Here is a 22249-nt window from a genome sequence, read left to right as displayed (position 1 = left end):
ATACTATATCTCGAAGTTAGTCCATTTAGCATCGCTTTGTGAAGAGCGTACTACGTTATCGATGAACGCCATACCACGTACGCCTTCTTCTGTACCCGGGAAATCCAGTGATTCCGGGGATGGCTGAACACCATCGATTTTAGCAGATAAAGTTTGCGCGAAGTTGCGGTACAGGTTACCGAATGCTTCCAGGTATCCTTCCGGATGGCCGCCTGGAGTGCGGGTATTGTGGGTCATGTAGGACGACTGGAAGTTGTATCCACCACCCGCGCGGTAAATTTCGGTGGGTTTATCCAGCCATTTTACGAGGAGGGTATTGGGTTCATGCTGTGCCCATTCGAGGCCGCCTTTTTCGCCGTATACACGGATCTTCAGGGCGTTTTCCTCGCCGGCTGCCACCTGCGATGCCATTAATACGCCGGCAGCGCCATTGTCGAAGCGGAGCAGTACAGCGCCGTCATCGTCCAGTGCGCGGCCTGGCACCATGATGTTAAGATCAGCGCATAATTTTTCAATTTTGGCGCCGCTGATATATTCTGCCAGGTTAGCTGCGTGGGTACCGATGTCGCCCATACAGCCGCTTTTGCCTGATTTTTTAGGATCTGTTCTCCAGGCTGCCTGCGCATTGCCTTCTCTTTCACTCAGTTTGCTGAGCCATCCCTGTGGGTATTCCACCCATACTTTACGGATTTTGCCCAGTGCGCCGTCTTTCACCATCTGCCTGGCTTGTTTCACCATGGGGTAGCCGGTGTAGGTATGTGTGAGTAAAAGTGTTAAACCGGTGGCTTCTACTTTTGCTTTTAATTGTTTGGCTTCGTCGAGGGAAAACGTGATCGGTTTTTCGATAACTACGTTGAAACCCAGGTCCAGCGCCATCATGGCAGGTTCAAAATGGGCGAAGTTTGGCGTAACGATGGTTACGAAGTCCAGCCGTTTATCTGCCGGCATTTTTGCTTCATTTTCCAGCATGGTTTTAAAATCGAGGTAAGTACGTTCCGGGTCGAGGAACAACATTTTACCTGATTCTACCGCGACGTCATTATTAATGCTGAGGGCGCCCGCAGTCAGCTCAATCAGTCCGTCCATATTAGCTGCAATACGGTGAATTGCACCAATGAAGGCATCCTTACCGCCTCCTATCATTCCCATTCTAAGTTTCCGTGTCATATTTACAATTATCGTTTTATAATTTATACTATTTGAACGTGTGCTTTTTCTACTTTTTTGCGGCTGCGCATGTAAAAGAAAAGTCCTGTGAAAGCCACAATCAGGATAACGGGTATTACCAGGGTAGCGTTAATAATTTCCGGGCCGGCTACTGCGGTGGCCTGGCTGAAAGCGGTAGCTTCAGCAGAGCCGGGTGCAGCGGAGCGGTACGCATCCAGGGATGCTCCGGCAGGCAGTTGTTTTACGATGATGCTATCGTAGAAACCACCCATAAAATACATGTATACAGATACGGCGAACATACCGGCGCCGCCCATCAGGTTCATACCCAGCGCACCTGATTCGGGAATGTTTTCTGATACAAAACCCAGCATGGTTGGCCAGAAATAAGTAACGCCCATACCAAAGATAAAGGCTGCCACAAATACCATATTGCCTGATACATGGGAAAGTAAATATAAGCCCAAAGCGGATAAAATCGCAGAAATAAGTAAAACGCCGGTAGGAGAAATTTTATGTACCACCGGGCCGGCGATACCTCTTCCCAGCACCTGTACACCCGCTGTTAACGCCAGTATAAGAATGGAGTTTTCGGTTACATTTTTCAGCAATACTTCAATCCACTGTCCGGTGAAAAGCTCTGTGATGGCGGTGCCAAACATCAGGATAAACATCACGATGAACAGGGGGCTTAATACAGATTTGTACATCTGTGCAGAAGAAACGCCGGCTGCCACCCTTTCCGTAACGGGGAAGTCGAGCTTCATAAAAAGATAACCATAGATCAGGGTAGGGATCACCATAGTGGCTACCTGCAGCTGCCAGATGAGGCCAATTTTGGTAAGTAAAAACACCAGCAGGGTACCTACTACGATACCGCCGGGGAACCACAGGTGAAAGTGATTCAGCTTGGTAGTTTTGTTGGCCGGGAAAATAGTGGCCACCAGTGGATTACACGCCGCTTCCACGGTACCGTTGGCCATACCGATAAACAGGGTGGAAATGAACAGCGACCAAAAACCGTTCGCAAATACCGTCAGCACAATACCCAGCAGGTGCAGGATAAAAGCTGCCAACAGCAACCGTTTCATGCCTATGGCATCTACAATGAATCCTCCTATAATTACTGCCAGCGGGAATCCCCAGAAAGCAGTTCCCGCAATGATGCTCAGTTGTTTGGTATCCAGATGGAACTCAACGCCTAAGCGGCTTAATATTCCGGCACGGATGCCAAAAGATAATGATGTTACCAGTAGCGCCATACAGCTTGCTACGAACAATTTTTGCGGCTGAATTGCATTTGCCATAAACGTGGATGTTTGTGTAAATAAGTTAAAACGGCTATTAAACCTTTAAATTTATAAAAAGTATTTTCATATTTCCATCTTTTTATATGGACGACGGGCATTTTTTTTGAAAATTTTCTTTTCAAGCACCGGCCAGCAATCCCGGCGGGAAGCCGGGCTTACATCTGGTCGTATTTTATGATAAGCGGTTTGCCGGGGAAGAAGTGCCGGAATGCTTCCGGGGTGGAGGTTACAGGGATTTAATGTGTTACTTATAAAAGTAAGGGCAGATGTTTTCCCTTCGTATGCTCCATGCACAGCATATTTCACCACACCAACGGCAGTAACTACGTACAGGCGTTGACGAAAGACAGACGCCTCCCGCCGTTTTTTATGCCGGATCTTCCCCCGCACCATGACTGGTACTGGTATTTTGGCAGATGGAAACCGGAACCCTTGCAGCAGTGGTACTGCCAATTTGGGCAATGCCTCCTAAACAAATAACCCGGCGGGTGGCGGGTTCCCTGCTTTCAGGCGGCAGTGTTTTGCCGCGTGGCGCCACCTTCCGGGTTGTCATTATCCACTGGCGTTTGCTGTATAATTTCCGGGAATTAGCTCGGTATAGTATTTACAAATACCTGAAAAAGACCGGGACGGGTCAGTAAAAAAGGATCCCGGGTTTTCTTGCGGGAGTGGCTACACCAGTAACTTTCACCGCAAATATCAAGGATATGTTAATTGATTGCGGCAAAATGGAAAATCCCTTCAAAATCCCCCTTGAATCACCGAATTTATTCCTACTTTTACAGGCCTTGCCGGGGCGGGCTGTAAAACTGACACCTTGACAGTTTGTCTTTAACAAGCACAATATTTGAGTAATCTGGATGCCGTCTATCCAACTGACGAAGCCCGCAGCCTTTGTGCCACAGGCTGGTGAAGCAGGAATCTATCAACTGATACACGCTGCCTGGATGGGATCAGGTTACAATAAATAGAAATCGTAATTCGTAATTAAACATTTAACATGTTAGGTTTTTTATCAAAGCTATTTGGAGGGAATAAATCAGAAAGGGATATTAAATCCATCTCTCCGGTGGTGCAGCAGATTAATGAGGAGTACGAAAAACTGCAATCCCTGCCTATCGATGAGCTGCGCCACAAAACGCAGGAATTCCGCGCACGCATCGCTGAGCATCTCGCCACTATTGATAAAGAAATAGCGGAAAAACAGGCCGGCGCAGATGAAGAGGAAGATGTAACCGCAAAAGACACGATATACCAGGAAATAGATATTCTTAAAAAAGACCGCGACAAGCAACTGGAAGTAGTGCTGAAAGAATTGCTGCCCGCCGCTTTTGCCGTAGTAAAAGAAACAGCCCGCCGTTTTACCAATAATACCACACTGACTGCAACTGCTACCAACCTCGATCGCCAGCTCGCTGTGAGAAAGGATTACGTGACCATTGATGGTGATAAGGCCATCTGGAAAAACAGCTGGAGTGCAGCCGGCAGCATGGTTACCTGGAACATGGTACACTATGATGTTCAGCTGATCGGTGGTACCGTACTGCATCAGGGTAAAATTGCCGAAATGGCTACGGGTGAAGGTAAAACCCTGGTATCTACCCTTCCCGCTTATCTCAATGCACTGGCAGGACAAGGCGTACACATCGTAACGGTGAATGATTACCTGGCTCGTCGTGACTCTGAGTGGAACGGACCTCTTTTCGAATTCCTCGATATTACAGTAGACTGTATCGATAAACATCAACCCAATACACCAGACCGCCGTAACGCTTACCTGGCGGACATTACCTACGGTACCAACAATGAATTCGGTTTTGACTACCTCCGTGATAACATGGTACACAACCCGGATGAAATGGTACAACGTAAACACCATTACGCAATGGTGGATGAGGTGGATAGCGTACTGGTGGATGATGCCCGTACCCCGTTGATCATTTCCGGCCCTATCCCCCGCGGTGAAGAACAGGAATTCCACGCATTAAAACCACGTATCGAATACCTGGTGGAAATGCAGAAGAAAGCAACCAACCAATACCTGCAGGAAGCAAAGAAACTTATTGCAGAAGGTAAAGATGATCCAAAAACCGGTGGACTGGCCCTGATGCGCGCCTGGAGAGGCTTGCCAAAGAGCAGTGCACTGATCAAATATCTCAGCGAACCCGGTAACAGGGTATTATTGCAGAAAGCGGAAAACTACTACCTGGCAGATCAGCAACGCGAAATGCCAAAAGTAGATGAAGGGCTGTTCTTCGCTATTGAAGAAAAACAAAACAGTGTAGATCTCACCGATAAAGGTATTCACCTGATCACCCAGGGCGGAGAAGATGCGAACTTCTTTATCCTCCCGGATGTAGGAACTGAACTGGCCGAAATTGAAAAGCTGTCGCTGACGCCCGAAGAAAAACTGCAACGTAAAGATGTATTACTGCAGGACTTTGCCGCTAAGTCAGACCGTATCCACTCCGTACAGCAGTTGCTGAAAGCATACACTTTATTTGATAAAGATGTAGAGTACGTGGTAATGGATGGTAAAGTGAAGATCGTGGATGAGCAAACCGGTCGTATCCTTGATGGCCGCCGTTACTCAGATGGATTGCACCAGGCTATTGAAGCAAAGGAAAATGTAAAAGTGGAAGCTGCCACCCAAACATTTGCCACTATCACCCTGCAGAACTTCTTCCGTATGTATCATAAGCTGGCCGGTATGACCGGTACAGCCTCCACAGAAGCCGGTGAGCTCTGGGAAATCTACAAACTGGATGTGGTAACTATTCCTACCAACGTTCCTATTTCCCGTGTAGATGCGGAAGATCTTGTATACAAAACAAAGAGAGACAAATACAAAGCAGTTATCGAAGAAATCAAGCAGTTGCAGGCAAAAGGACGCCCCGTACTGGTAGGTACTACCTCCGTGGAAGTGTCTGAGTTGCTGAGCAAAATGCTCACCTTCGAAAAAGTGCCGCATAATGTACTGAATGCGAAACAGCACGCCCGTGAAGCACAAATCGTTGCGGAAGCAGGTTTGCCCGGAGCCGTGACCATCGCTACCAACATGGCGGGTCGTGGTACGGATATCAAACTCGGACCCGGCGTGAAAGAAGCCGGCGGGTTGGCGATCATTGGTACAGAAAGACATGAAAGCCGTCGTGTTGACCGCCAGCTGCGTGGTCGTGCCGGTCGTCAGGGTGATCCGGGAACTTCACAGTTCTTCGTTTCCCTGGAAGATGACCTGATGCGCATGTTTGGTTCAGAACGTATTGCCGGCCTTATGGACCGTATGGGTTATAAGGAAGGAGAAGTGATCCAGCACAGCATGATTACCCGTTCCATTGAAAGGGCGCAGAAGAAAGTGGAAGAGAATAACTTCGGTATCCGTAAGCGTTTGCTGGAGTATGATGATGTGATGAATAAACAGCGTACAGTGATCTACGCAAAACGTAATCACGCCCTGTTTGGCGAACGCCTGGCAATAGATATCGACAACGCCTTCTATGATGTAGCGGAAAATATGGTGTCTACCCATAAAGCCAGCGGAGATTATGAAGCTTTCAAGATGGATGCTATCATGAACTTCTCCATCGATACAAAAATTACCAGTGAAGAACTGGCCAAGACAGATATTCCTAACCTGGCCAACAAGCTGTATTTCGAAGGAAAAGATAACTATACACGTAAGGTAAATGATTTGATCAGCAACACCTTACCGGTAATAGAACGTATTTACCAGGAACAGGGCCATCAGATCGAAAATATCTCTATACCATTTACCGATGGTAAAAAAGGTATCAACGTACTGGCTAACCTGCAGAAGGTAGTGGAAACCAAGGGTCATGAAACCATGAATGCCCTGGAACGCAGCATCACCCTGGCTTTGATCGATGAATCATGGAAAGAGCACCTGCGTGCAATGGATGATCTGAAACAGTCTGTACAGAGCGCGGTATACGAACAGAAAGATCCGTTACTGATCTATAAATTTGAGGCATTCAACCTGTTCAAGGCAATGGACGGTGAAACCAGCCGCGATATCGTTTCCTTCCTGACCAAATGCGGTATCCCCGTAAGCAACCAGGAACAGGAAGCTGCTCCGGAAATCCGTGAAGGCCGTGAAGAAAAAACCGATATGAGCCGCATGCGTGCTTCTCATGAGGAACTGGCGGAAAACGGTAGTCACCAGAGCGCCGGCCCGGAAGTTCAAATGGCTGAAGAAGTAAAAGCAGAGCCAATCCGCCACCAGGGACCACAAATAGGTCGTAATGATCTTTGCCCCTGTGGTAGCGGTAAAAAATACAAACAATGCCACGGTAAGAACGCTTAAGCGAACCAACCTGGAAATGATATCAGAACGGATTACGGCAACGTAATCCGTTTTGCATTAATTTCGCCCTGTAATCAAGTAAATGAATAATGGAGATTAACCGCTATATAGACCATACCGTATTGAAGCCCACCACCACGCTGGAAGATGTTAAACAGTTGTGCATGCAGTGCGTGGAATACGATTTTGCAGCGGCCTGTGTGCCCCCGTTATATGTGAAGCTGGCCAAACAATTCCTGGGCGCCACCAATACCAAAATTGCCACCGTTATCGGCTTTCCTTTCGGCTATTCCGCTATTGAAGCCAAAGTAGCGGAAACGGTACTGGCTATTGTAGACGGCGCCGATGAACTGGACGTGGTGATCAATATCTCCGCTATCAAAAACAAAGACTGGGAATATCTCGAAAAAGAGATCGCCAATATCATGTACCTGGTGCGGGAGAAGAAGAAGGTGATTAAGATTATCATTGAAAGTGGCATATTATTGGAAGAAGAAATTGTGCAGTGTTGTCAGCTGTATGCGAAGTATGGCGTGGATTTCATGAAAACATCCACGGGATATGCAGAAAGAGGCGCTACCGTGGAAGCCGTAAAGCTGATGCGTGCTAATTTGCCGGCCAACATACAAATAAAAGCTTCCGGAGGTATTCGTACCTTTGCTTTTGCGAAAGAGCTGATAGATGCCGGCGCTACCCGGATCGGGGCCAGTGCCAGCGTGAACATTGTAAAAGAAAGCAAGGAAGCTCAGTAACGATTATTCATAGTTAATTATACCGTATTCATGCAAAAGTTATTCATCCTGGTATGCTGTCTGTTGGGGAGTGGTGTGGCCATGGCGCAGGACAATGCAATCGCCGGCAACGGAAATGTGAGAGTGGTGAAAGATAGTCGTTTGGACGTGCTGATTAAAAAACAGATCTACATTAATACCCTGGCCATCCGCAACCAGTCCGGTTTCCGGGTACAGGTAATTTCTACTAACAAACGCGGTGATGCCAATGAAGCCAAAGCAAAAGTGATGCAGCTTTTTGGCGACTACCGCACTTATCTCGATTACCAGGCCCCCTATTTTAAAGTGCGCGTAGGCGATTTTAAAACCCGTGAAGAAGCAGCTGAATTACGGGACAAATTATCCGACCTGTTTGCAGGTGGTGTATTTGTAGTACCTGCCATTATTAACGTGTCACTGGATAAAGAACTATCGAATGAAGAACCGTATTAAAGAGCTGGCAAAGGCATATGCTCCTGAATTTACTGCCATCAGGAGACATCTCCATTCCCACCCGGAACTATCCTTCCAGGAATTTGAAACCACTGCTTATATCCAACAGCAGTTAAACGCCTTCGGCGTTCCCTTCAAAGCAGGTATTGCCGGCACCGGCATCATTGCGCTGATAGAAGGAAAGAACCCGGCCTCCAAAACCATCGCATTGCGTGCAGATATGGACGCACTGCCGATCACTGAAGCCAACGACGTGCCCTATAAATCTACCAACGTAGGCGTAATGCATGCCTGCGGACATGATGTACATACTTCCGTGGTACTGGGCGCTACTAAAATATTAAATGAATTAAAAGATCAGTTTGAAGGCACCATCAAAGTGCTGTTCCAGCCAGGTGAGGAAAAACACCCCGGCGGCGCCAGCATCATGATTGAAGAAGGCGCCCTTGAAAATCCCCGCCCGGATGCTATCCTGGGATTGCATGTGCATCCCTCTATGGAAGCCGGCAAGCTGGGATTTCATGCCGGTAAGTATATGGCCAGTGCCGATGAAATTTATATTACCATCAAAGGAAAAGGCGGCCATGCCGCGCAGCCACATCTTACAGTAGATACTATCCTGGTAGCATCTCAACTGGTGGTAAGCTTACAGCAGATCATCTCCCGTAACAACAATCCTTTTTCTCCTTCTGTATTATCTATCTGTGCTTTCAATGGCGGATTCACTACCAACGTGATCCCCAGCGAAGTGAAGCTGATGGGTACTTTCAGGGCAATGGATGAAACCTGGCGGTTTAAAGCGCACGAGCTGATCCGCAAACAGGCAATAGGTATTGCCGAAGCGATGGGCGCCGGCATTGATATTGAAATATTAGTGGGTTATCCTACTTTATATAATAATGAAGAAGTGACCACCAAAGCCCGCGGCTTTGCTACCGATTACCTGGGCGCGGAAGCAGTAGGTGATACAGAAATCAGGATGGGCGCAGAAGATTTTGCGTTTTACTCCCAGGTAGTACCTGCCTGTTTCTTCCGGTTGGGTACCGGCAATGTGGCCCGTGGAATTACTTCCGGTGTGCATACCCCTACTTTTGATGTAGATGAACATGCAATAGAGATAGGCATTGGAACGATGGCCTACCTGGCTACGCAGTTTTAAAAAGATATAACAGCAACGTCCCGATGAAAATCGGGACGTTCATTTTTAACACAAAAACTTGTTATGTAATTTAAAACCGGTTAGAAAACAGGTTTATGCATTGATAGAATTTATTGCTAATCATTAGTTAATCCGTTTTAAACTTTGTAACGACTTGCCGGTTATATTCAGGTTGTCTAAACTATCTACCCTGAATTCCCCTGACTGATACGGCGCATAAAAGTAGAGTGAACCACGTTTATCCATCGTTACTTTCACAGAGTCCAGTATATTATCTTCATTTACTTCAAGCGTATTGTTTTTCCCACCCGTATAGGCAAAAGAATTAATTTTTGTACTGATCATAAAGGTCCGTACATCGTTGCCTGCGTTAATTTCCAGGCTGGGCGATTTAATATCCGAGAGGCTGATGCCGTAATCACTTCTGTTGTCGATATAGCTCATGGCCGGAGCGTATAGCGTGATGTCACGTGACTTGCTGATCTCCACTATAAGGGTGTCGCCCGACATATTGTAAGTAGCGTTCTTATAGAATTCGAGGTGATATTCCGGCGATTCACGGACATAGATAGTGGCCTCGTGTTTTTCATTAATTGCAGCAGTGTTTTTCAGCACCAGCGCTTTGAAGGCAGGCAGGGTAACTTTTGCATAGTCCGGGTCCTGCTGTGGTTGGTGGTTCTCTGTATTGGTGATGCCTTTATTGTAGTTGGCTTTTAGTAAAATGGCAGAAAACAGCATGAGTAACACCAGTACGCCTGAAAAACCTAATAGTAATTTATTGCTGGTTGTCATGTTAATTGAAGTTTGATTTTTTGAATTTCTCAAAATGAGGTTTCAGTTCATCGAGGTCCATATCCAGCAGGTACATGCTGCGGAAGAAACTTGGTAATTCATTGCGGATAAAAGTATCTTTTTTGAATTGCTTTATTTTCTTCACGGCGTCTCCGCTGATAAAGTAGCCGATCCCTCTTTTATTCTGAATAATTTCCTGTTGCTGCAGGAGCTCGCAGGTGCGCATTACTGTGTTGGGATTTACTTCCAGCGAAACCGCCAGTTCCCTTACAGAAGGAATACGTTCTTCCGGCTGCCATTTGGTAAGCAATATCTGTTCGCAGATATAGTCCGCGATCTGTATATATATTGCCTGTGTATCTTTGAATTCCATTTCGCTAAGTTTTTAAATTTCTTGATCCTTCAACCGGAAATAGGCAATGGTCCAGAGTACAGGTGCTATCACAAATTTTATTGTAAAGAGGTAAGTGTTTCGCAACCATTCCGGGATCAGGTATACCGTACTATGCCAGGAAGAGGGCCCGACTTCCTGTTTGGCGACCAGCAGGAATGGCACCGATCTTTTCCAGAACTCCTGTCCGAACCCGAAGATGAGGGTAACAATAATGCAGTTAATAAGCCATAATGCAAAACCAAATATGAAAACGGATAACATTGTTTTGATAAAACTGTACTTATGGAAATAGGTGGCGCCAAGTAAAAATGCTGCCTGCAGGATGACGTAGCCGTAATAGACGTATACCTTTTCTTTCGGGTTGTCCAGGAAATCGTAGTTTCTTTCGATTTTTTGATTGAGGGCTGTTAATTGTGCGCCTTCAATAATTTTAAAGCTGAGATAGCTGCTGATGTGGTAAAATAACAGGTAGCCTATACTGCTGATGAGGAACAGGGTGATGAATTTCTCAAACTGGGAGGCTGGCAACATCAGGAAATCCACTCCTTTTTCTTTACTACCCAGTTCATTGAAAGCCCTGCTGGTGAAGAGCAAACCACCCAGGAACAACCCGATATAATAGAAAGGAACCAGCTCACTCATGCGGCGGAAGGGTTCGCGGGCTACCAGTATCATTAAAACCGCGATGCCGGTCATTAGCCCGAATATGACCAGCATGCCCATTCCGTAGAAGCGGTAATGATCGGTAAAGTGTTTTTGCAGGTATAACTGCATACGACGAACATTGAATACATTATTTGGTTGCATGTGTTAATCAGTTGAATATTTCCTGGATGGGTTTATGATTGGTGAGGATGGCATTAAACAGCAGCTCCATATCTATTTTGCTTTGTTCCTGGCCTGCGTTGCGGGTAATGACGGTGTGCCCGCGCAGGTTACTGTCGGCGAAGAGAACACCGGTAGTTTCCTCGATCCTGCTCACGGTTTTGAAACTCAGTTTATCCGTCACCGTTTGTACATCTTCCCGGAAAATAATTTTGTGGTCATCAATGATCACGATACTGTCGATGAGGTTATCCAGGTCACGCACCTGGTGTGTGGAAATCACAATACATTTATCGTCGCTCACTGCGGCTGCAATCACTTTACGGAACTGGCTTTTGGAGGGGATGTCCAGGCCGTTGGTAGGTTCGTCCATGATCAGCGCTTTGGTGTTGGCGGCCAGGGCAAAACTGATCAGTACTTTCTTCTTTTGTCCGTACGACATTTCCGTTAACTGCTGATCCTTTGGAATTTCAAATTCTTTGAGATAGTTGTAAAACGCGGCTTCATCGAAGTTGGGATAAAAAGGGGCGTAGGTGTTTACATATCTTTTCACACTTACTTTCGGGAGATAGAACTCTTCCGGTACAAGGAATATCTCCCGGAGGAAGGCGGGTTGCCTTTTAGCAGACGGGTAGCCCAGTACCTCACAGGTGCCGCTGTCGGGGAATAGTAAGCCGGCCATTTGTTTCAGGAGCGTGGATTTGCCCGCACCGTTTTTTCCAAGCAAACCATAAATATGTCCTGCTTCCAGCCGTAGCTGTAAGTTTTCAAACAGGGGCTTGTTTTTCCGGTAGCTGAATGTCAGGGATTGGATGTTAATCATATCTTGTGGTTTAGTGTACTACTTAACTAGTACACTATAAAGATAAGGGTATATTTTGATTTACAAAATAAAAGGCAAAAAAAAAGAGAAAGCCCTGGTTCAGGCTTTCTCTCTTATATATTAAGATGTATGTTTTAACTACAGCTCAGGATACAGCGGGAACTGCTGCATAAAGGTATTTACTTCGCCTCTTACTTTGAGGATCAGTCCTTCGTTATCAGCATCCAGCAGCAAAGCATCGATCCAGTCAACGATCTGGCCCATGTGGCCTTCGTTCATACCACGGGTAGTGATAGCCGGAACGCCCACACGGATACCGGAAGTAACAAAGGCAGATTTATCGTCGAAAGGTACCATGTTTTTATTTACGGTGATATCGGCTTTTACCAGTGTTTGTTCGGCTTTTTTACCGGAGATATTTTTATTGCGGAGGTCAATCAGCATCAGGTGATTGTCCGTACCACCGGAAATGATTTCATATCCTTTGCCTACAAAGCTTTTAGCCATAGACTGCGCATTTTTCAGGATCTGGTTGGCGTATACGGTGTAGTCGTCAGACAGGATCTCGAAGAAGGAAACGGCTTTAGCGGCAATAACGTGTTCCAGCGGACCGCCCTGGATACCAGGGAATACAGCAGTGTCAATGAGAGAGCTCATCAGGCGGGTTTCGCCTTTTGGTGTTTTCAGACCGAATGGATTTTCGAAATCTGCGCCCATCATAATCATACCGCCGCGGGGGCCACGGAGGGTTTTATGAGTGGTAGTGGTTACGAAATGGCAATGGGCAAACGGAGAGTTCAGTAAGCCTTTGGCAATCAAACCAGCCGGGTGTGCAATATCAGCCAGTACAAAAGCGCCTACCTGGTCAGCTATTTCGCGGATACGTTTGTAATCCCAGTCGCGGCTGTAAGCAGAAGCACCGCAAACAATCAGTTTTGGTTTTTCGCGGTTGGCAATTTCTTCCATTTTATCATATTCTACCAGTCCTGTTTCTTTGTTAACACCGTAGAAATGAGGTTGGTAGAGCTTTCCGGAGTAGTTTACGGAAGAACCGTGGGTAAGGTGGCCTCCCATGCTCAGGTCCAGTCCGAGGATTTTATCGCCCGGTTGCAGAATCGCCAGCATAACAGCAGCATTGGCCTGCGCACCGGAGTGAGGTTGTACGTTCACATAAGCGGCGCCAAATATTTGTTTTGCCCTGTCGATAGCCAGTTGTTCGCTCTGGTCCACAATTTCACAGCCTGCATAATATCTTCTGCCAGGATAGCCTTCGGCATATTTATTCGTCATCACATGTCCCATTGCCTGCATTACCTGTAAGCTGGTAAAGTTTTCAGATGCGATCAACTCAATGCCGTGGCGCTGACGCTCCAACTCCTGGCCGATTAAATCAAATATTTGCTGGTCTCTTTGCATGTTGCCTTAAATTTGGTGCAAAAATAAATTAAAGCCGGATCAATTGCAAGCGTAAAGGCTTCTGCTTTATGCTTTCCGCTTTTTATGTTAATTTCGCCGCATTCGAGCAGCAATAGCTAATCCTAACTACAACACTAAATGAAGGCAATAATACCAGTGGCAGGGGCAGGCACCAAGCTTCGTCCACATACATATACACAGCCTAAAGCATTAATACCTTTAGCCGGCAGAACCATTCTCAGTATCATTATTGATCAGTTGGTGGATGCGGGTATCACAGAATTTGTTTTTGTGGTAGGTTATCTTGGTGAAAAGATCCAGCATTACGTAGAAAAGAAGTATCCGCAGCTTACCTGCCACTTTGTGCAGCAAAACAGCCGCGAAGGTACCGGTCATGCTTTATCCCTTACCCGCGATGTGGTAGGTAATGATGAAATACTGATTGTACTGGGCGATACCATCTGCGAGTGTGATTTCAAAGAAGTGATCGCCTCTCCCTATTCTATGCTGGGCCTGAAGAAAGTAGACGACCCGCGTAACTTCGGTGTAGCCGAACTGGATGAACAGGGCAAAATTACCCGCGTAGTGGAGAAACCACAGATCCCTAAGTCGAACCTCGCACTGGTAGGACTTTACAAGATCAAGGAAACGCAGCAGCTGTACGACTGCCTCCAGAGCAATATCGACAACAGGATAAAATCGCATGATGAGTTCCAGCTCACGGATGCATTGGAATGTATGATTGAGCACGGCGTGCAGTTTAACGGCTACAAAGTATCCAACTGGTTCGATTGTGGCCGGAAAGACACGTTGCTGGAAACAAACGCCATCCTCCTGAAGAAGTATAAACTGGCCAGTAATCCCGTATTGCCATATGAAAATACGATCATCATCCCACCGGTAAGCATAGGGGAAGGCTGTAATATTAAAAACGCTATTATCGGCCCTAATGTGGCCATTGGTGATAATACGGTGATCAACTACTCTATTGTAAAGGATTCCATTATCGGTTCTTTCAGTAACCTGTATGAAGTAGTATTGAAATCTTCCCTGATAGGCAGCGACGCCAATATCCGCGGATTGAGCCAGAGCCTGAATATAGGCGACAATACAGAAATAGACCTGGGATAATACCGGCAGCATCAAGCTATAGTATATTCGCTTATGAACAACCGTATCACTTCCTTATTCAATATTCAATATCCTGTTATCCAGGCTGGTATGATCTGGGCGAGCGGATGGCGTTTAGCCAGTGCAGTTAGTAATGCCGGTGGCCTGGGCCTTATTGGCGCAGGAAGCATGTATCCTGCCGTATTGCGGGAACATATTCAAAAGTGCAAGCAGGCTACTGATAAGCCTTTTGGTGTGAACATACCGTTGTTATACCCGGATATTGACCAGCTGATAAATATTATCCTGGAAGAAGGGGTACAAATTGTATTCACTTCTGCCGGGAATCCTAAAACATGGACACCGGTACTGAAAGCGGCAGGCATTAAAGTAGTGCACGTGGTATCCAGTGCAGCCTTTGCATTAAAAAGCGAAGCCGCCGGCGTGGATGCGGTGGTAGCAGAAGGATTTGAAGCAGGCGGGCATAACGGCCGCGAAGAAACCACCACAATGGTGCTGATCCCGGCGGTATGCGAACAGGTGAAAATACCGGTTATTGCAGCCGGAGGCATAGGCTCCGGGAAAGCAATGGCAGCAGCTTTTGCTTTAGGAGCATCCGGCGTACAGGTAGGCAGCCGTTTTGTAGCCACGCCCGAAGCATCTTCCCATATAAATTTTAAACAGGCAGTGGTAAATGCCAGAGAAGGCGATACCATGTTAAGTTTAAAGAAGCTGACGCCGGTACGCCTCATCAAAAATAATTTTTACCAGGCGGTACAGCAGGCAGAAGATAGCGGTGCAGATGTGAATGCGCTGAAAACCTTGCTGGGACGCGCCCGCGCCAAATCAGGCATGTTTGAAGGGAACCTCGAAGAAGGAGAACTGGAAATAGGCCAGGTAAGTGCGCTGATACACGATATAAAGCCCGCAGCAACTGTATTAGCAGAAATATGGACGGAGTTCAGGGAAACCATCCGTCATTTAAATAGCCTCGATATCTGATTGGTTACCGGAGCAACCGCCCCGGTAACCATCTCACAAAATTTTTATGGTTTTCTTACTACCCACTTCATTGCTTCTTTCAGCGTAATTTTCTTTCCATACATCAGGATACCTGTGCGGTATATTCTGCCGGCTAACCAGGTAGTGCCTAAAAAGCCACCAATCAAACAAGCAAACGACAATCCCAGTTGCCAGTAAGGCACGGTGCCGGGAACTCCATAGGGTAGCCGGGCCATCATCACCATTGGCGATGTGAACGGGATAATACTGCCCCATACAGCAAGCGGACTACCAGGGTCCTGTACCGCTTTCATCATGATCATGATACCAATGATGATGGGCACCGTTACAGGAATGGTGAGCTGTTGTACGTCGGAAGCATCTTCATTCACCAAACTGCCAATGGCAGCATACAAGGCGGAGTAGAAGAGATAGCCTCCCAGGAAATATAATACAAAGCACGGCACCAGTAAACCCCAGTTGATACTGCCAATTACTTCTCTCATCCGGTGAACCATTTCGGCTGTTTGGGCCGGGTTGCCCTGTGCAGCAGCTGCCTGCATGCTTTCGGGAGAAAAGAACAGCGGTATCAGGGAATAGATGGCTGTAATGAATATGCCCCATATAAAAAACTGCAGAAGGCCTACTGCGGCTATACCTACAATTTTGCCCATCATGAGCTGGAAAGGTTTCACGCTGGAGATCATCACTTCTGCAATGCGGCTCACTTTTTCTTCCATCACGCCTCTCATAACAGAGGTACCAAACAGTAACAGCACAAAGTAGATAATGAATCCACTGGCATAACCTACACCATAAGACACCCAGGAGCTGCCTTTCTTTTCATCCTTCCCGTTTTTAAAGGTTACCTCCACATCAGACCTGATTTCATCCATTTTGGAAGGTTCAATGCCCTGCAGCTCCATGCGTTTCTTTTCGATGATGCTGTTGATATCCTTGTTGATACTGTTTTCTATGGTGATGCTTGCCTGGCCGCTGCTATAAAATTCAAAGCCGGAAGGTCTGTTGATATCGAAATCGGGGATATACAGGACTCCTTCATATCCGAGTTCACTGTAATGCAGCTTGAGACTGTCGACAGGCTGGTTTTGCACGTATTTGAAATATACGCCTTTGGAATCGGGGAACTTATTTTCAAACAACCCGCTTTTATCTACTACTGCAATGAGTTTATGTTCGCTGGAAGAAGTAGATAAGAGGATAGGCACAATGATCATGGCGGCAAAGGCCAGTGGCACCAGTAGTGTGGTGATGAGGAATGATTTTTTACGTACGCGGGTAAAGAATTCCCTTTTTATAATGAGCCAGATTTTCTCCATAAATAGCAGGTTAATCAGGCCAGCGGTAAAGCAGCTACGGGGGCGTTGCTGTTTTCGGTTTGCTGTACCTGGGTGATAAATACCTCGTTGATAGAAGGAAGGATTTCTTCAAAATATGTAACAGGAATGTCCTGGCGGATGAAATGCAGCAGAATATCGTTGGTGCTGCTGTCTTCATTCATTTTTACGGTAAACGCCTTATCATGTGTTTGCACAATGTTAAAGTGATAAGTAGCCATTTGTGCAGGATTGGGCATGGTGCCCAGGCCCACTTTAAAGAGACCCTGTTTAAAGTCCTGCTGGATCTGTTTTACGCTGCCATCCAGTATTTTATGACCTTTGTTGATCAGCATGATATGATCGCATATTTCTTCTACCTGTTCCATGCGGTGGGTAGAAAAGATGATGGTGGTACCTTGCTGGCTGAGGTTGAATATTTCCTGTTTGATGAGGTTGGAGTTGATAGGGTCCAGGCCGGAGAAGGGTTCATCGAGGATCAGCAGCCGGGGCTGATGCAGCACGGTGGAGATGAACTGCACTTTCTGCTGCATGCCTTTACTGAGTTCATCAACGCGTTTATTGTACCAGGAGTTGATGTCGAATTTATCGAACCAGTATTTGATCTTCTGTACGGCATCTTTCCGGGAGAGACCTTTGAGCTGGGCAAGATAAAGGGTTTGTTCACCTACCTTCATTTTTTTATAGAGACCTCTTTCTTCCGGCATATAGCCGATATACTGCACATCGTTTTCGGGGTCAAATTTTTGTCCGTTGAAAAAGATCTGGCCTTCATCCGGGTAGAAGATGCCGGTAATCATACGGAGCAGGGTTGTTTTACCGGCGCCGTTTGGACCCAGTAAGCCGAAGATGCTGCCCTGCTGTATATCAAAGCTAACATCATCTACCGCCTTGTGGGTATCATAATGCTTTTTCAGGTGTTTAACTTCGAGTAGGTTCATGGTGAAAAATTAGTGATTAATCCCCAATAAATAATCATAATATCTCTATGATAACTTTGCGGCGATGATGGCGGCCACGCGCTCCCCGTCCATTGCAGCGGAAACGATTCCTCCGGCATATCCCGCGCCTTCTGCGCAGGGATAAAGACCAGCTACCTGCGGATGTTCCAGTGTATCATTGTTGCGTGGAATGCGTACCGGTGAAGAGGTGCGTGACTCTGTGGCAACCAGCACTGCGTTTTCAGTGTAGTATCCTTTCATTTTGCGGCCAAAGGCTTTAAAGGCGCCGGCGAGGCGCTGGTGTACTACTTTAGGTAATACGCTGCGCAGATCGGTGCTGTTGAGGCCCGGCACATAGGAGCATTCAGGCAGGGAGGCAGAAACTTTTTTATTGACAAAGTCGGTCATGCGTTGTGCGGGCGCCACGAAGTTGCCGCCGCCGGCGTGATACGCCTGTTTTTCAACAGCCTGTTGAAAGTACATGGCTGCGAGCGGGCCGTGATGGGCAAACGGTGCGAAGTCGGATTCATCTACCGTTACCACCATGCCTGAATTAGCGAAGGGGTTGTTGCGTTTGGAAGGCGACCAGCCATTCACCACCAGTTCGCCTGGATCAGTAGCTGCGGGGGCGATAATGCCACCGGGGCACATACAGAAGGAGAATACGCCGCGGCCTTCTACCTGTTCTACAAGGCTGTAGCTGGCTGGTGGGAGATATTCGCCGCGTACCTGGCAATGGTACTGCGCATTGTCGATCAGTTCCTGCGGGTGTTCCACGCGTACACCGAGGGCAAAGGGTTTGGCTTCCAGCAAAATGTTTTGCTGGTGGAGCATGATAAATATATCGCGGGCGGAGTGGCCTGTAGCGAGAATGAGTTGTTTGCCTTCAAAGAGCTGGCCGGTGGCGGTTTGTACGCCGGTAACCGCGCCGTTGCTGATTTGTATGGCGGTTACTTTTTGTTCGAAGTGTACTTCTCCGCCGCTGTTGATAATTTGTTCACGCATAGCGGTGATGATATGCGGGAGTTTATTGGTACCGATGTGCGGGTGCGCATCGATCATAATTTTATCTTCTGCGCCGAAGTGAACGAATATGTTGAGGATGCGGTTAATATCGCCGCGTTTATTGGAGCGGGTGTATAGTTTGCCATCGGAGTAGGTACCGGCGCCGCCTTCGCCGAAGCAGTAGTTGGAGTCGGGGTTTACGATACCTGTTTTATTGAGGGCGGCGAGGTCGCGTCGTCGTGCGCGTACATCTTTACCGCGTTCCAGTATAACTGGTTTTACGCCTGCTTCTATGAGTCGCAATGCGGCGAAGAGGCCGGCGGGTCCTGCGCCTGCAATGAGTACGCGTGGTGCATTGGCTGGCAGGGAAGGATATACCGGATGGGTGTGTTGTTTTTCTTCGAAGGGTTCATTGATGAACACCTGTATAGTGAGGACAAAGAACACCTGTTTGGAACGTGCGTCTATAGAGCGTTTGAGCAGATTGAACCCGGTAATGTCGGCAGGCTTTACACTTAGTGAGGCAGCGGCGTGCTGTATGATATGTGTATGAGAGGCGGCATCGGCCGGCAGTAATTTGAGAGATATTTGTTGTATCATATTAGCGGTTAGGTGTTTATCCTAAAACTGCTGCAAAGATAGTGAATACGGGGTAATGTATAAAACGAGTAAAGCGAAGATACAAGGGGATGTTATCCGCTTCTATCTTCGCTTCAATAGCTTTTGTTTTATACTTTCAGCTTAGAAAGGCAGGTCGTCGCCGCCATCTCCGCCGCCTGCAGGCATCTGAGGAGTATTGTAGTTAGGCTGTGGATCTGTGCCCGGAGCAGGTGCTGCCATAACAGATTCCATACGCCATGCATCCAGGTTGGTGATGTAATTTACTTTACCATCTTTTTCCCATCTGGTGCCTTTGATATTGAAATAAACTTTAACGTTTTCACCTTCATTGAACCGGTCAACAATACCAGTGCGGTCTTGCACCGACTGAAACTTTATATAGTTGTTGATAACACGGCCATTGATGTCGTCGGACTTCTCAATAACGAACTCTCTTGTCTTAAAAGTTTCGCTACGTTGTACCGTGTTGTACTTCACAATCAGCTTTCCGGTAATTTCAAAACTCATAGAAAAATTATTTTAAATTCAGAAGGGTCAAAGATAAGGTATTCGGCTTAGTGCGGACAAATATTTTTTATTAATCCGGTGCGCGCGGATATAAATAAATACTTTCATAATTACTATCCCCTAATACATTTTTTTAAATGGAGATACTAACATAGTTTTGCACCCTCTCCCGAAAAAGTGTGAATATCTCATGACTTATCAGTGAACGTTTTTTTTTGAGAGAAAGGATACAATATTATTTTATCAATTATATATCCATATTTATGATAAAAAGGAGAATGAAGAAGATAAAGGTGCTGTTAATCAATGGGGTTTATAGTAGTGAAAACCTTGTCACGTCTGGGCTGTAAAGCCACAGCAGTAGTGGAAAAAGGAGTTTTGGTACTCTGTAATCAGGAGAATATAAACAAGGGTAGATAAATTTTTTTTTTCAACATTTTCTACAGATATTCGTCGTCCTGTCTGAAAATTTTTCAACTTCCTGCGTTGGGGAATTTCGAATTCGAGAACTAAGCATCCTTAATTAAGAAACAACTAATTTTTTTTATCTCAATGAATAAAACTTGCGAACAAGTTTGGGAAAAGTGTCTTAATATAATTAGGGATATAGTAGAATGGCAGCCGTTTAAGACATGGTTTGAACCTATTAAACCCATTAAACTTGAAAACAATGTTTTAACCATCCAGGTCCCCAGCCAATTCTTTTATGAATACCTTGAGGAGCACTATGTGGGATTGTTAGGAAAAACCATCAAGAGAGAATTAGGTAAAGAAGCCCGGTTGGAGTATCGCATTGTAGTAGAGAACGGTACGCCACATCAGCATCCCAGAACAGTAAACATGCCCACGCAGTTTACCAAACCTCAGAAAGACAATGAAGTAGATTTTCCTTTAACGATTCACAACCCGGTTAAGAATCCCTTTGTTATTCCGGGTATAAAAAGGGTACAGATTGACTCGCAGCTAAATCCAAATTATACGTTTGATGCGTATGTAGAAGGAGACAGTAACCGTGTAGCAAGACGTGCAGGTAAAACAGTGGCTGAAAAGCCCGGTGGCACCTCTTTTAACCCGCTGGTAATATATGGTGGAGTAGGTTTGGGAAAAACGCATCTTGCGCAGGCAGTAGGCAATGATGTAAAACGTATACATCCTAACAAAGCGGTGTTATATGTAAGTGCAGAGAAATTCATTAACCAGTTTATAGATCATTCCAAAAACAATATCATCAACGACTTTATCCACTTCTACCAGTTGATAGATGTGTTGATTGTAGATGATATCCAGTTCTTTGCCCGCGCAGAGAAAACACAGGACGCCTTCTTCGCTATCTTTAACCACCTGCATCAATCCGGCAAGCAGCTGATCTTAACGTCTGATAAGGCGCCTAAAGATCTGGACGGGGTACAGGAAAGATTACTGAGCCGCTTCCGCTGGGGACTAAGCGCTGATATCCAGATTCCCGATTTTGAAACCCGGATGGAAATCCTGGAGATGAAGATGCGGAACGATGGATTGGAAATGCCGAAAGAAGTAGTGAAGTATGTAGCCTATAACATCCAGACAAACGTACGTGAACTGGAAGGCGCATTAATTTCCCTGCTGGCACAATCATCGCTGAACCGTAAGGAAATAGACCTGGAACTGGCGAAGCGCGTATTGAAGTCTTTCGTAAAAACATCTTCCAAAGAAATTACGATCGAGAGTATCCAGAAAATGGTATGCGAATATTTTGATGTGCCTTATGATAAGCTGTTGCAAAAAACACGTAAGCGTGAAATTGTACAGGCCCGGCAAATCACCATGTATCTTGCAAAATCATTTACTAAAAACTCCCTGAAAACAATCGGTGAACATTTTGGTGGACGGGATCATACCACCGTTATCCACAGCTGTCAGACAGTAAAGGACCTGATGGATACTGATAACAACTTCCGTGACAGTGTAATTGAATTACAACAGAAAGTACAACTGGCGGCCATGTAAGCCCGCCTTAGCCCTGATAACCTATTTTAAAAAGCCGTGCAGCAACTGCACGGCTTTTTTATGTCCACCCTTACGGGTATTGGGTTTCGGGCGATTTTTTGGAGTAGGAGGCAAGTTTTTTTGTAAAAAAGTGAATTTGCTTTTGGAGAATATAAAACTTTTCCTATTTTTGCAACCCCTTCAGGGAAATAATGGAGAGATGCCTGAGTGGCCGAAAGGAACGGTTTGCTAAACCGTCATACGGGTTAAACTGTATCGAGGGTTCGAATCCCTCTCTCTCCGCAGA

Annotated in this window: 20 protein-coding genes and 1 tRNA gene; 8 read left to right on the top strand and 13 right to left on the bottom strand. The window is 46.2% G+C overall.

Going from position 1 to position 22249, the window contains the following annotated elements:
* Positions 1-3 precede the first annotated feature (3 nt).
* The 4 genes from V7S65_RS19140 to V7S65_RS19125 form a co-directional block, all read right to left on the bottom strand.
* On the bottom strand, positions 4-1167 hold the full coding sequence (locus V7S65_RS19140) for a Gfo/Idh/MocA family protein (RefSeq protein WP_079469665.1): 1164 nt from the start codon (positions 1165-1167) through the stop codon (positions 4-6).
* Positions 1168-1190: 23 nt separating this feature from the next.
* Positions 1191-2474 carry an MFS transporter gene (locus tag V7S65_RS19135; RefSeq protein WP_079469664.1) on the bottom strand — a complete coding sequence of 428 codons (1284 nt, stop codon included), beginning with the start codon at positions 2472-2474 and terminating at the stop codon, positions 1191-1193.
* A gap of 66 nt (positions 2475-2540) precedes the next feature.
* The gene (locus V7S65_RS19130) at positions 2541-2870 is read right to left on the bottom strand and encodes a hypothetical protein (protein WP_336387891.1); all 330 of its coding nucleotides are present in this window, start codon (positions 2868-2870) and stop codon (positions 2541-2543) included.
* Positions 2845-3030: a hypothetical protein gene (locus tag V7S65_RS19125; protein ID WP_336387892.1), complete on the bottom strand. Its 186-nt coding sequence runs from the start codon at positions 3028-3030 to the stop codon at positions 2845-2847. Before V7S65_RS19125 ends, V7S65_RS19130 begins: the two co-directional genes overlap by 26 nt.
* 447 nt (positions 3031-3477) lie before the next feature.
* On the opposite strand from V7S65_RS19125, the gene secA reads away from it, so the two are divergent.
* The 4 genes from secA (at position 3478) to V7S65_RS19105 (ending at position 9183) form a co-directional block, all read left to right on the top strand.
* The gene (secA, locus tag V7S65_RS19120; RefSeq protein WP_336387893.1) at positions 3478-6801 is read left to right on the top strand and encodes a preprotein translocase subunit SecA; all 3324 of its coding nucleotides are present in this window, start codon (positions 3478-3480) and stop codon (positions 6799-6801) included.
* Between the two features lie 89 nt (positions 6802-6890).
* Positions 6891-7553: a deoxyribose-phosphate aldolase gene (deoC, locus tag V7S65_RS19115; protein WP_079469660.1), complete on the top strand. Its 663-nt coding sequence runs from the start codon at positions 6891-6893 to the stop codon at positions 7551-7553.
* A gap of 30 nt (positions 7554-7583) precedes the next feature.
* The gene (locus V7S65_RS19110) at positions 7584-8024 is read left to right on the top strand and encodes an SPOR domain-containing protein (protein ID WP_079469659.1); all 441 of its coding nucleotides are present in this window, start codon (positions 7584-7586) and stop codon (positions 8022-8024) included.
* Positions 8008-9183: a M20 metallopeptidase family protein gene (locus V7S65_RS19105; protein ID WP_336387894.1), complete on the top strand. Its 1176-nt coding sequence runs from the start codon at positions 8008-8010 to the stop codon at positions 9181-9183. Before V7S65_RS19110 ends, V7S65_RS19105 begins: the two co-directional genes overlap by 17 nt.
* A 123-nt stretch (positions 9184-9306) precedes the next feature.
* Here the strand turns inward: V7S65_RS19105 and V7S65_RS19100 are convergent, their stop codons facing one another.
* The 5 genes from V7S65_RS19100 to glyA all read right to left on the bottom strand — a co-directional run bounded on the left by V7S65_RS19100 (position 9307) and on the right by glyA (position 13433).
* A complete protein-coding gene (locus tag V7S65_RS19100) occupies positions 9307-9975 on the bottom strand; it encodes a hypothetical protein (RefSeq protein WP_336387895.1) in 669 nt (222 codons plus the stop codon).
* Position 9976: 1 nt separating this feature from the next.
* Positions 9977-10348 (bottom strand): GntR family transcriptional regulator, encoded by a 372-nt coding sequence (locus tag V7S65_RS19095; RefSeq protein ID WP_111576942.1) that lies wholly within the window; start codon positions 10346-10348, stop codon positions 9977-9979.
* Positions 10349-10360: 12 nt separating this feature from the next.
* Positions 10361-11176 carry a hypothetical protein gene (locus V7S65_RS19090; RefSeq protein WP_336387896.1) on the bottom strand — a complete coding sequence of 272 codons (816 nt, stop codon included), beginning with the start codon at positions 11174-11176 and terminating at the stop codon, positions 10361-10363.
* 7 nt (positions 11177-11183) lie between these two features.
* The gene (locus tag V7S65_RS19085) at positions 11184-12017 is read right to left on the bottom strand and encodes an ABC transporter ATP-binding protein (protein WP_079469654.1); all 834 of its coding nucleotides are present in this window, start codon (positions 12015-12017) and stop codon (positions 11184-11186) included.
* Positions 12018-12155: 138 nt separating this feature from the next.
* Positions 12156-13433 carry a serine hydroxymethyltransferase gene (glyA, locus tag V7S65_RS19080; protein WP_079469653.1) on the bottom strand — a complete coding sequence of 426 codons (1278 nt, stop codon included), beginning with the start codon at positions 13431-13433 and terminating at the stop codon, positions 12156-12158.
* A gap of 138 nt (positions 13434-13571) precedes the next feature.
* Between glyA and V7S65_RS19075 the strand changes: the two genes are divergently transcribed.
* Together V7S65_RS19075 and V7S65_RS19070 are read left to right on the top strand one after the other, a co-directional pair.
* Positions 13572-14564, top strand: a complete 993-nt coding sequence (locus tag V7S65_RS19075) for a sugar phosphate nucleotidyltransferase (protein ID WP_079469652.1) — start codon at positions 13572-13574, stop codon at positions 14562-14564.
* A gap of 33 nt (positions 14565-14597) precedes the next feature.
* Positions 14598-15545: an NAD(P)H-dependent flavin oxidoreductase gene (locus V7S65_RS19070; protein ID WP_079469651.1), complete on the top strand. Its 948-nt coding sequence runs from the start codon at positions 14598-14600 to the stop codon at positions 15543-15545.
* 44 nt (positions 15546-15589) lie between these two features.
* Here the strand turns inward: V7S65_RS19070 and V7S65_RS19065 are convergent, their stop codons facing one another.
* From V7S65_RS19065 to V7S65_RS19050, 4 genes are all read right to left on the bottom strand, one after another.
* A complete protein-coding gene (locus V7S65_RS19065) occupies positions 15590-16885 on the bottom strand; it encodes an ABC transporter permease (RefSeq protein WP_079469650.1) in 1296 nt (431 codons plus the stop codon).
* A gap of 14 nt (positions 16886-16899) precedes the next feature.
* Positions 16900-17844: an ABC transporter ATP-binding protein gene (locus V7S65_RS19060; RefSeq protein ID WP_079469649.1), complete on the bottom strand. Its 945-nt coding sequence runs from the start codon at positions 17842-17844 to the stop codon at positions 16900-16902.
* A gap of 45 nt (positions 17845-17889) precedes the next feature.
* On the bottom strand, positions 17890-19449 hold the full coding sequence (locus tag V7S65_RS19055; RefSeq protein ID WP_336387897.1) for an NAD(P)/FAD-dependent oxidoreductase: 1560 nt from the start codon (positions 19447-19449) through the stop codon (positions 17890-17892).
* 141 nt (positions 19450-19590) lie between these two features.
* Positions 19591-19977, bottom strand: a complete 387-nt coding sequence (locus V7S65_RS19050) for a DUF3127 domain-containing protein (protein ID WP_079469647.1) — start codon at positions 19975-19977, stop codon at positions 19591-19593.
* 552 nt (positions 19978-20529) lie between these two features.
* Here V7S65_RS19050 and dnaA point away from each other — a divergent pair.
* Positions 20530-21963 carry a chromosomal replication initiator protein DnaA gene (dnaA, locus tag V7S65_RS19045; RefSeq protein WP_079469646.1) on the top strand — a complete coding sequence of 478 codons (1434 nt, stop codon included), beginning with the start codon at positions 20530-20532 and terminating at the stop codon, positions 21961-21963.
* A 193-nt stretch (positions 21964-22156) separates the two neighbouring features.
* Positions 22157-22245, top strand: a tRNA-Ser gene (locus V7S65_RS19040).
* The last annotated feature ends 4 nt before the right edge of the window (positions 22246-22249 follow it).

The sequence above is a fragment of the Chitinophaga sp. CCNWYY40 genome (genome assembly GCF_037483205.1).
GTDB classification, from domain to species: domain Bacteria; phylum Bacteroidota; class Bacteroidia; order Chitinophagales; family Chitinophagaceae; genus Chitinophaga; species Chitinophaga ginsengisegetis.
This window is presented reverse-complemented; position numbering and strand designations above follow the sequence as displayed.

Coding starts and splice junctions, on each gene's coding strand:
- V7S65_RS19140 (WP_079469665.1), bottom strand. CDS start 1,167: ATGACACGGAAACTTAGAATGGGAATGATAGGAGGCGGTAAGGATGCC.
- V7S65_RS19135 (WP_079469664.1), bottom strand. CDS start 2,474: ATGGCAAATGCAATTCAGCCGCAAAAATTGTTCGTAGCAAGCTGTATG.
- V7S65_RS19130 (WP_336387891.1), bottom strand. CDS start 2,870: ATGGTGCGGGGGAAGATCCGGCATAAAAAACGGCGGGAGGCGTCTGTC.
- V7S65_RS19125 (WP_336387892.1), bottom strand. CDS start 3,030: ATGACAACCCGGAAGGTGGCGCCACGCGGCAAAACACTGCCGCCTGAA.
- secA (WP_336387893.1), top strand. CDS start 3,478: ATGTTAGGTTTTTTATCAAAGCTATTTGGAGGGAATAAATCAGAAAGG.
- deoC (WP_079469660.1), top strand. CDS start 6,891: ATGGAGATTAACCGCTATATAGACCATACCGTATTGAAGCCCACCACC.
- V7S65_RS19110 (WP_079469659.1), top strand. CDS start 7,584: ATGCAAAAGTTATTCATCCTGGTATGCTGTCTGTTGGGGAGTGGTGTG.
- V7S65_RS19105 (WP_336387894.1), top strand. CDS start 8,008: ATGAAGAACCGTATTAAAGAGCTGGCAAAGGCATATGCTCCTGAATTT.
- V7S65_RS19100 (WP_336387895.1), bottom strand. CDS start 9,975: ATGACAACCAGCAATAAATTACTATTAGGTTTTTCAGGCGTACTGGTG.
- V7S65_RS19095 (WP_111576942.1), bottom strand. CDS start 10,348: ATGGAATTCAAAGATACACAGGCAATATATATACAGATCGCGGACTAT.
- V7S65_RS19090 (WP_336387896.1), bottom strand. CDS start 11,176: ATGCAACCAAATAATGTATTCAATGTTCGTCGTATGCAGTTATACCTG.
- V7S65_RS19085 (WP_079469654.1), bottom strand. CDS start 12,017: ATGATTAACATCCAATCCCTGACATTCAGCTACCGGAAAAACAAGCCC.
- glyA (WP_079469653.1), bottom strand. CDS start 13,433: ATGCAAAGAGACCAGCAAATATTTGATTTAATCGGCCAGGAGTTGGAG.
- V7S65_RS19075 (WP_079469652.1), top strand. CDS start 13,572: ATGAAGGCAATAATACCAGTGGCAGGGGCAGGCACCAAGCTTCGTCCA.
- V7S65_RS19070 (WP_079469651.1), top strand. CDS start 14,598: ATGAACAACCGTATCACTTCCTTATTCAATATTCAATATCCTGTTATC.
- V7S65_RS19065 (WP_079469650.1), bottom strand. CDS start 16,885: ATGGAGAAAATCTGGCTCATTATAAAAAGGGAATTCTTTACCCGCGTA.
- V7S65_RS19060 (WP_079469649.1), bottom strand. CDS start 17,844: ATGAACCTACTCGAAGTTAAACACCTGAAAAAGCATTATGATACCCAC.
- V7S65_RS19055 (WP_336387897.1), bottom strand. CDS start 19,449: ATGATACAACAAATATCTCTCAAATTACTGCCGGCCGATGCCGCCTCT.
- V7S65_RS19050 (WP_079469647.1), bottom strand. CDS start 19,977: ATGAGTTTTGAAATTACCGGAAAGCTGATTGTGAAGTACAACACGGTA.
- dnaA (WP_079469646.1), top strand. CDS start 20,530: ATGAATAAAACTTGCGAACAAGTTTGGGAAAAGTGTCTTAATATAATT.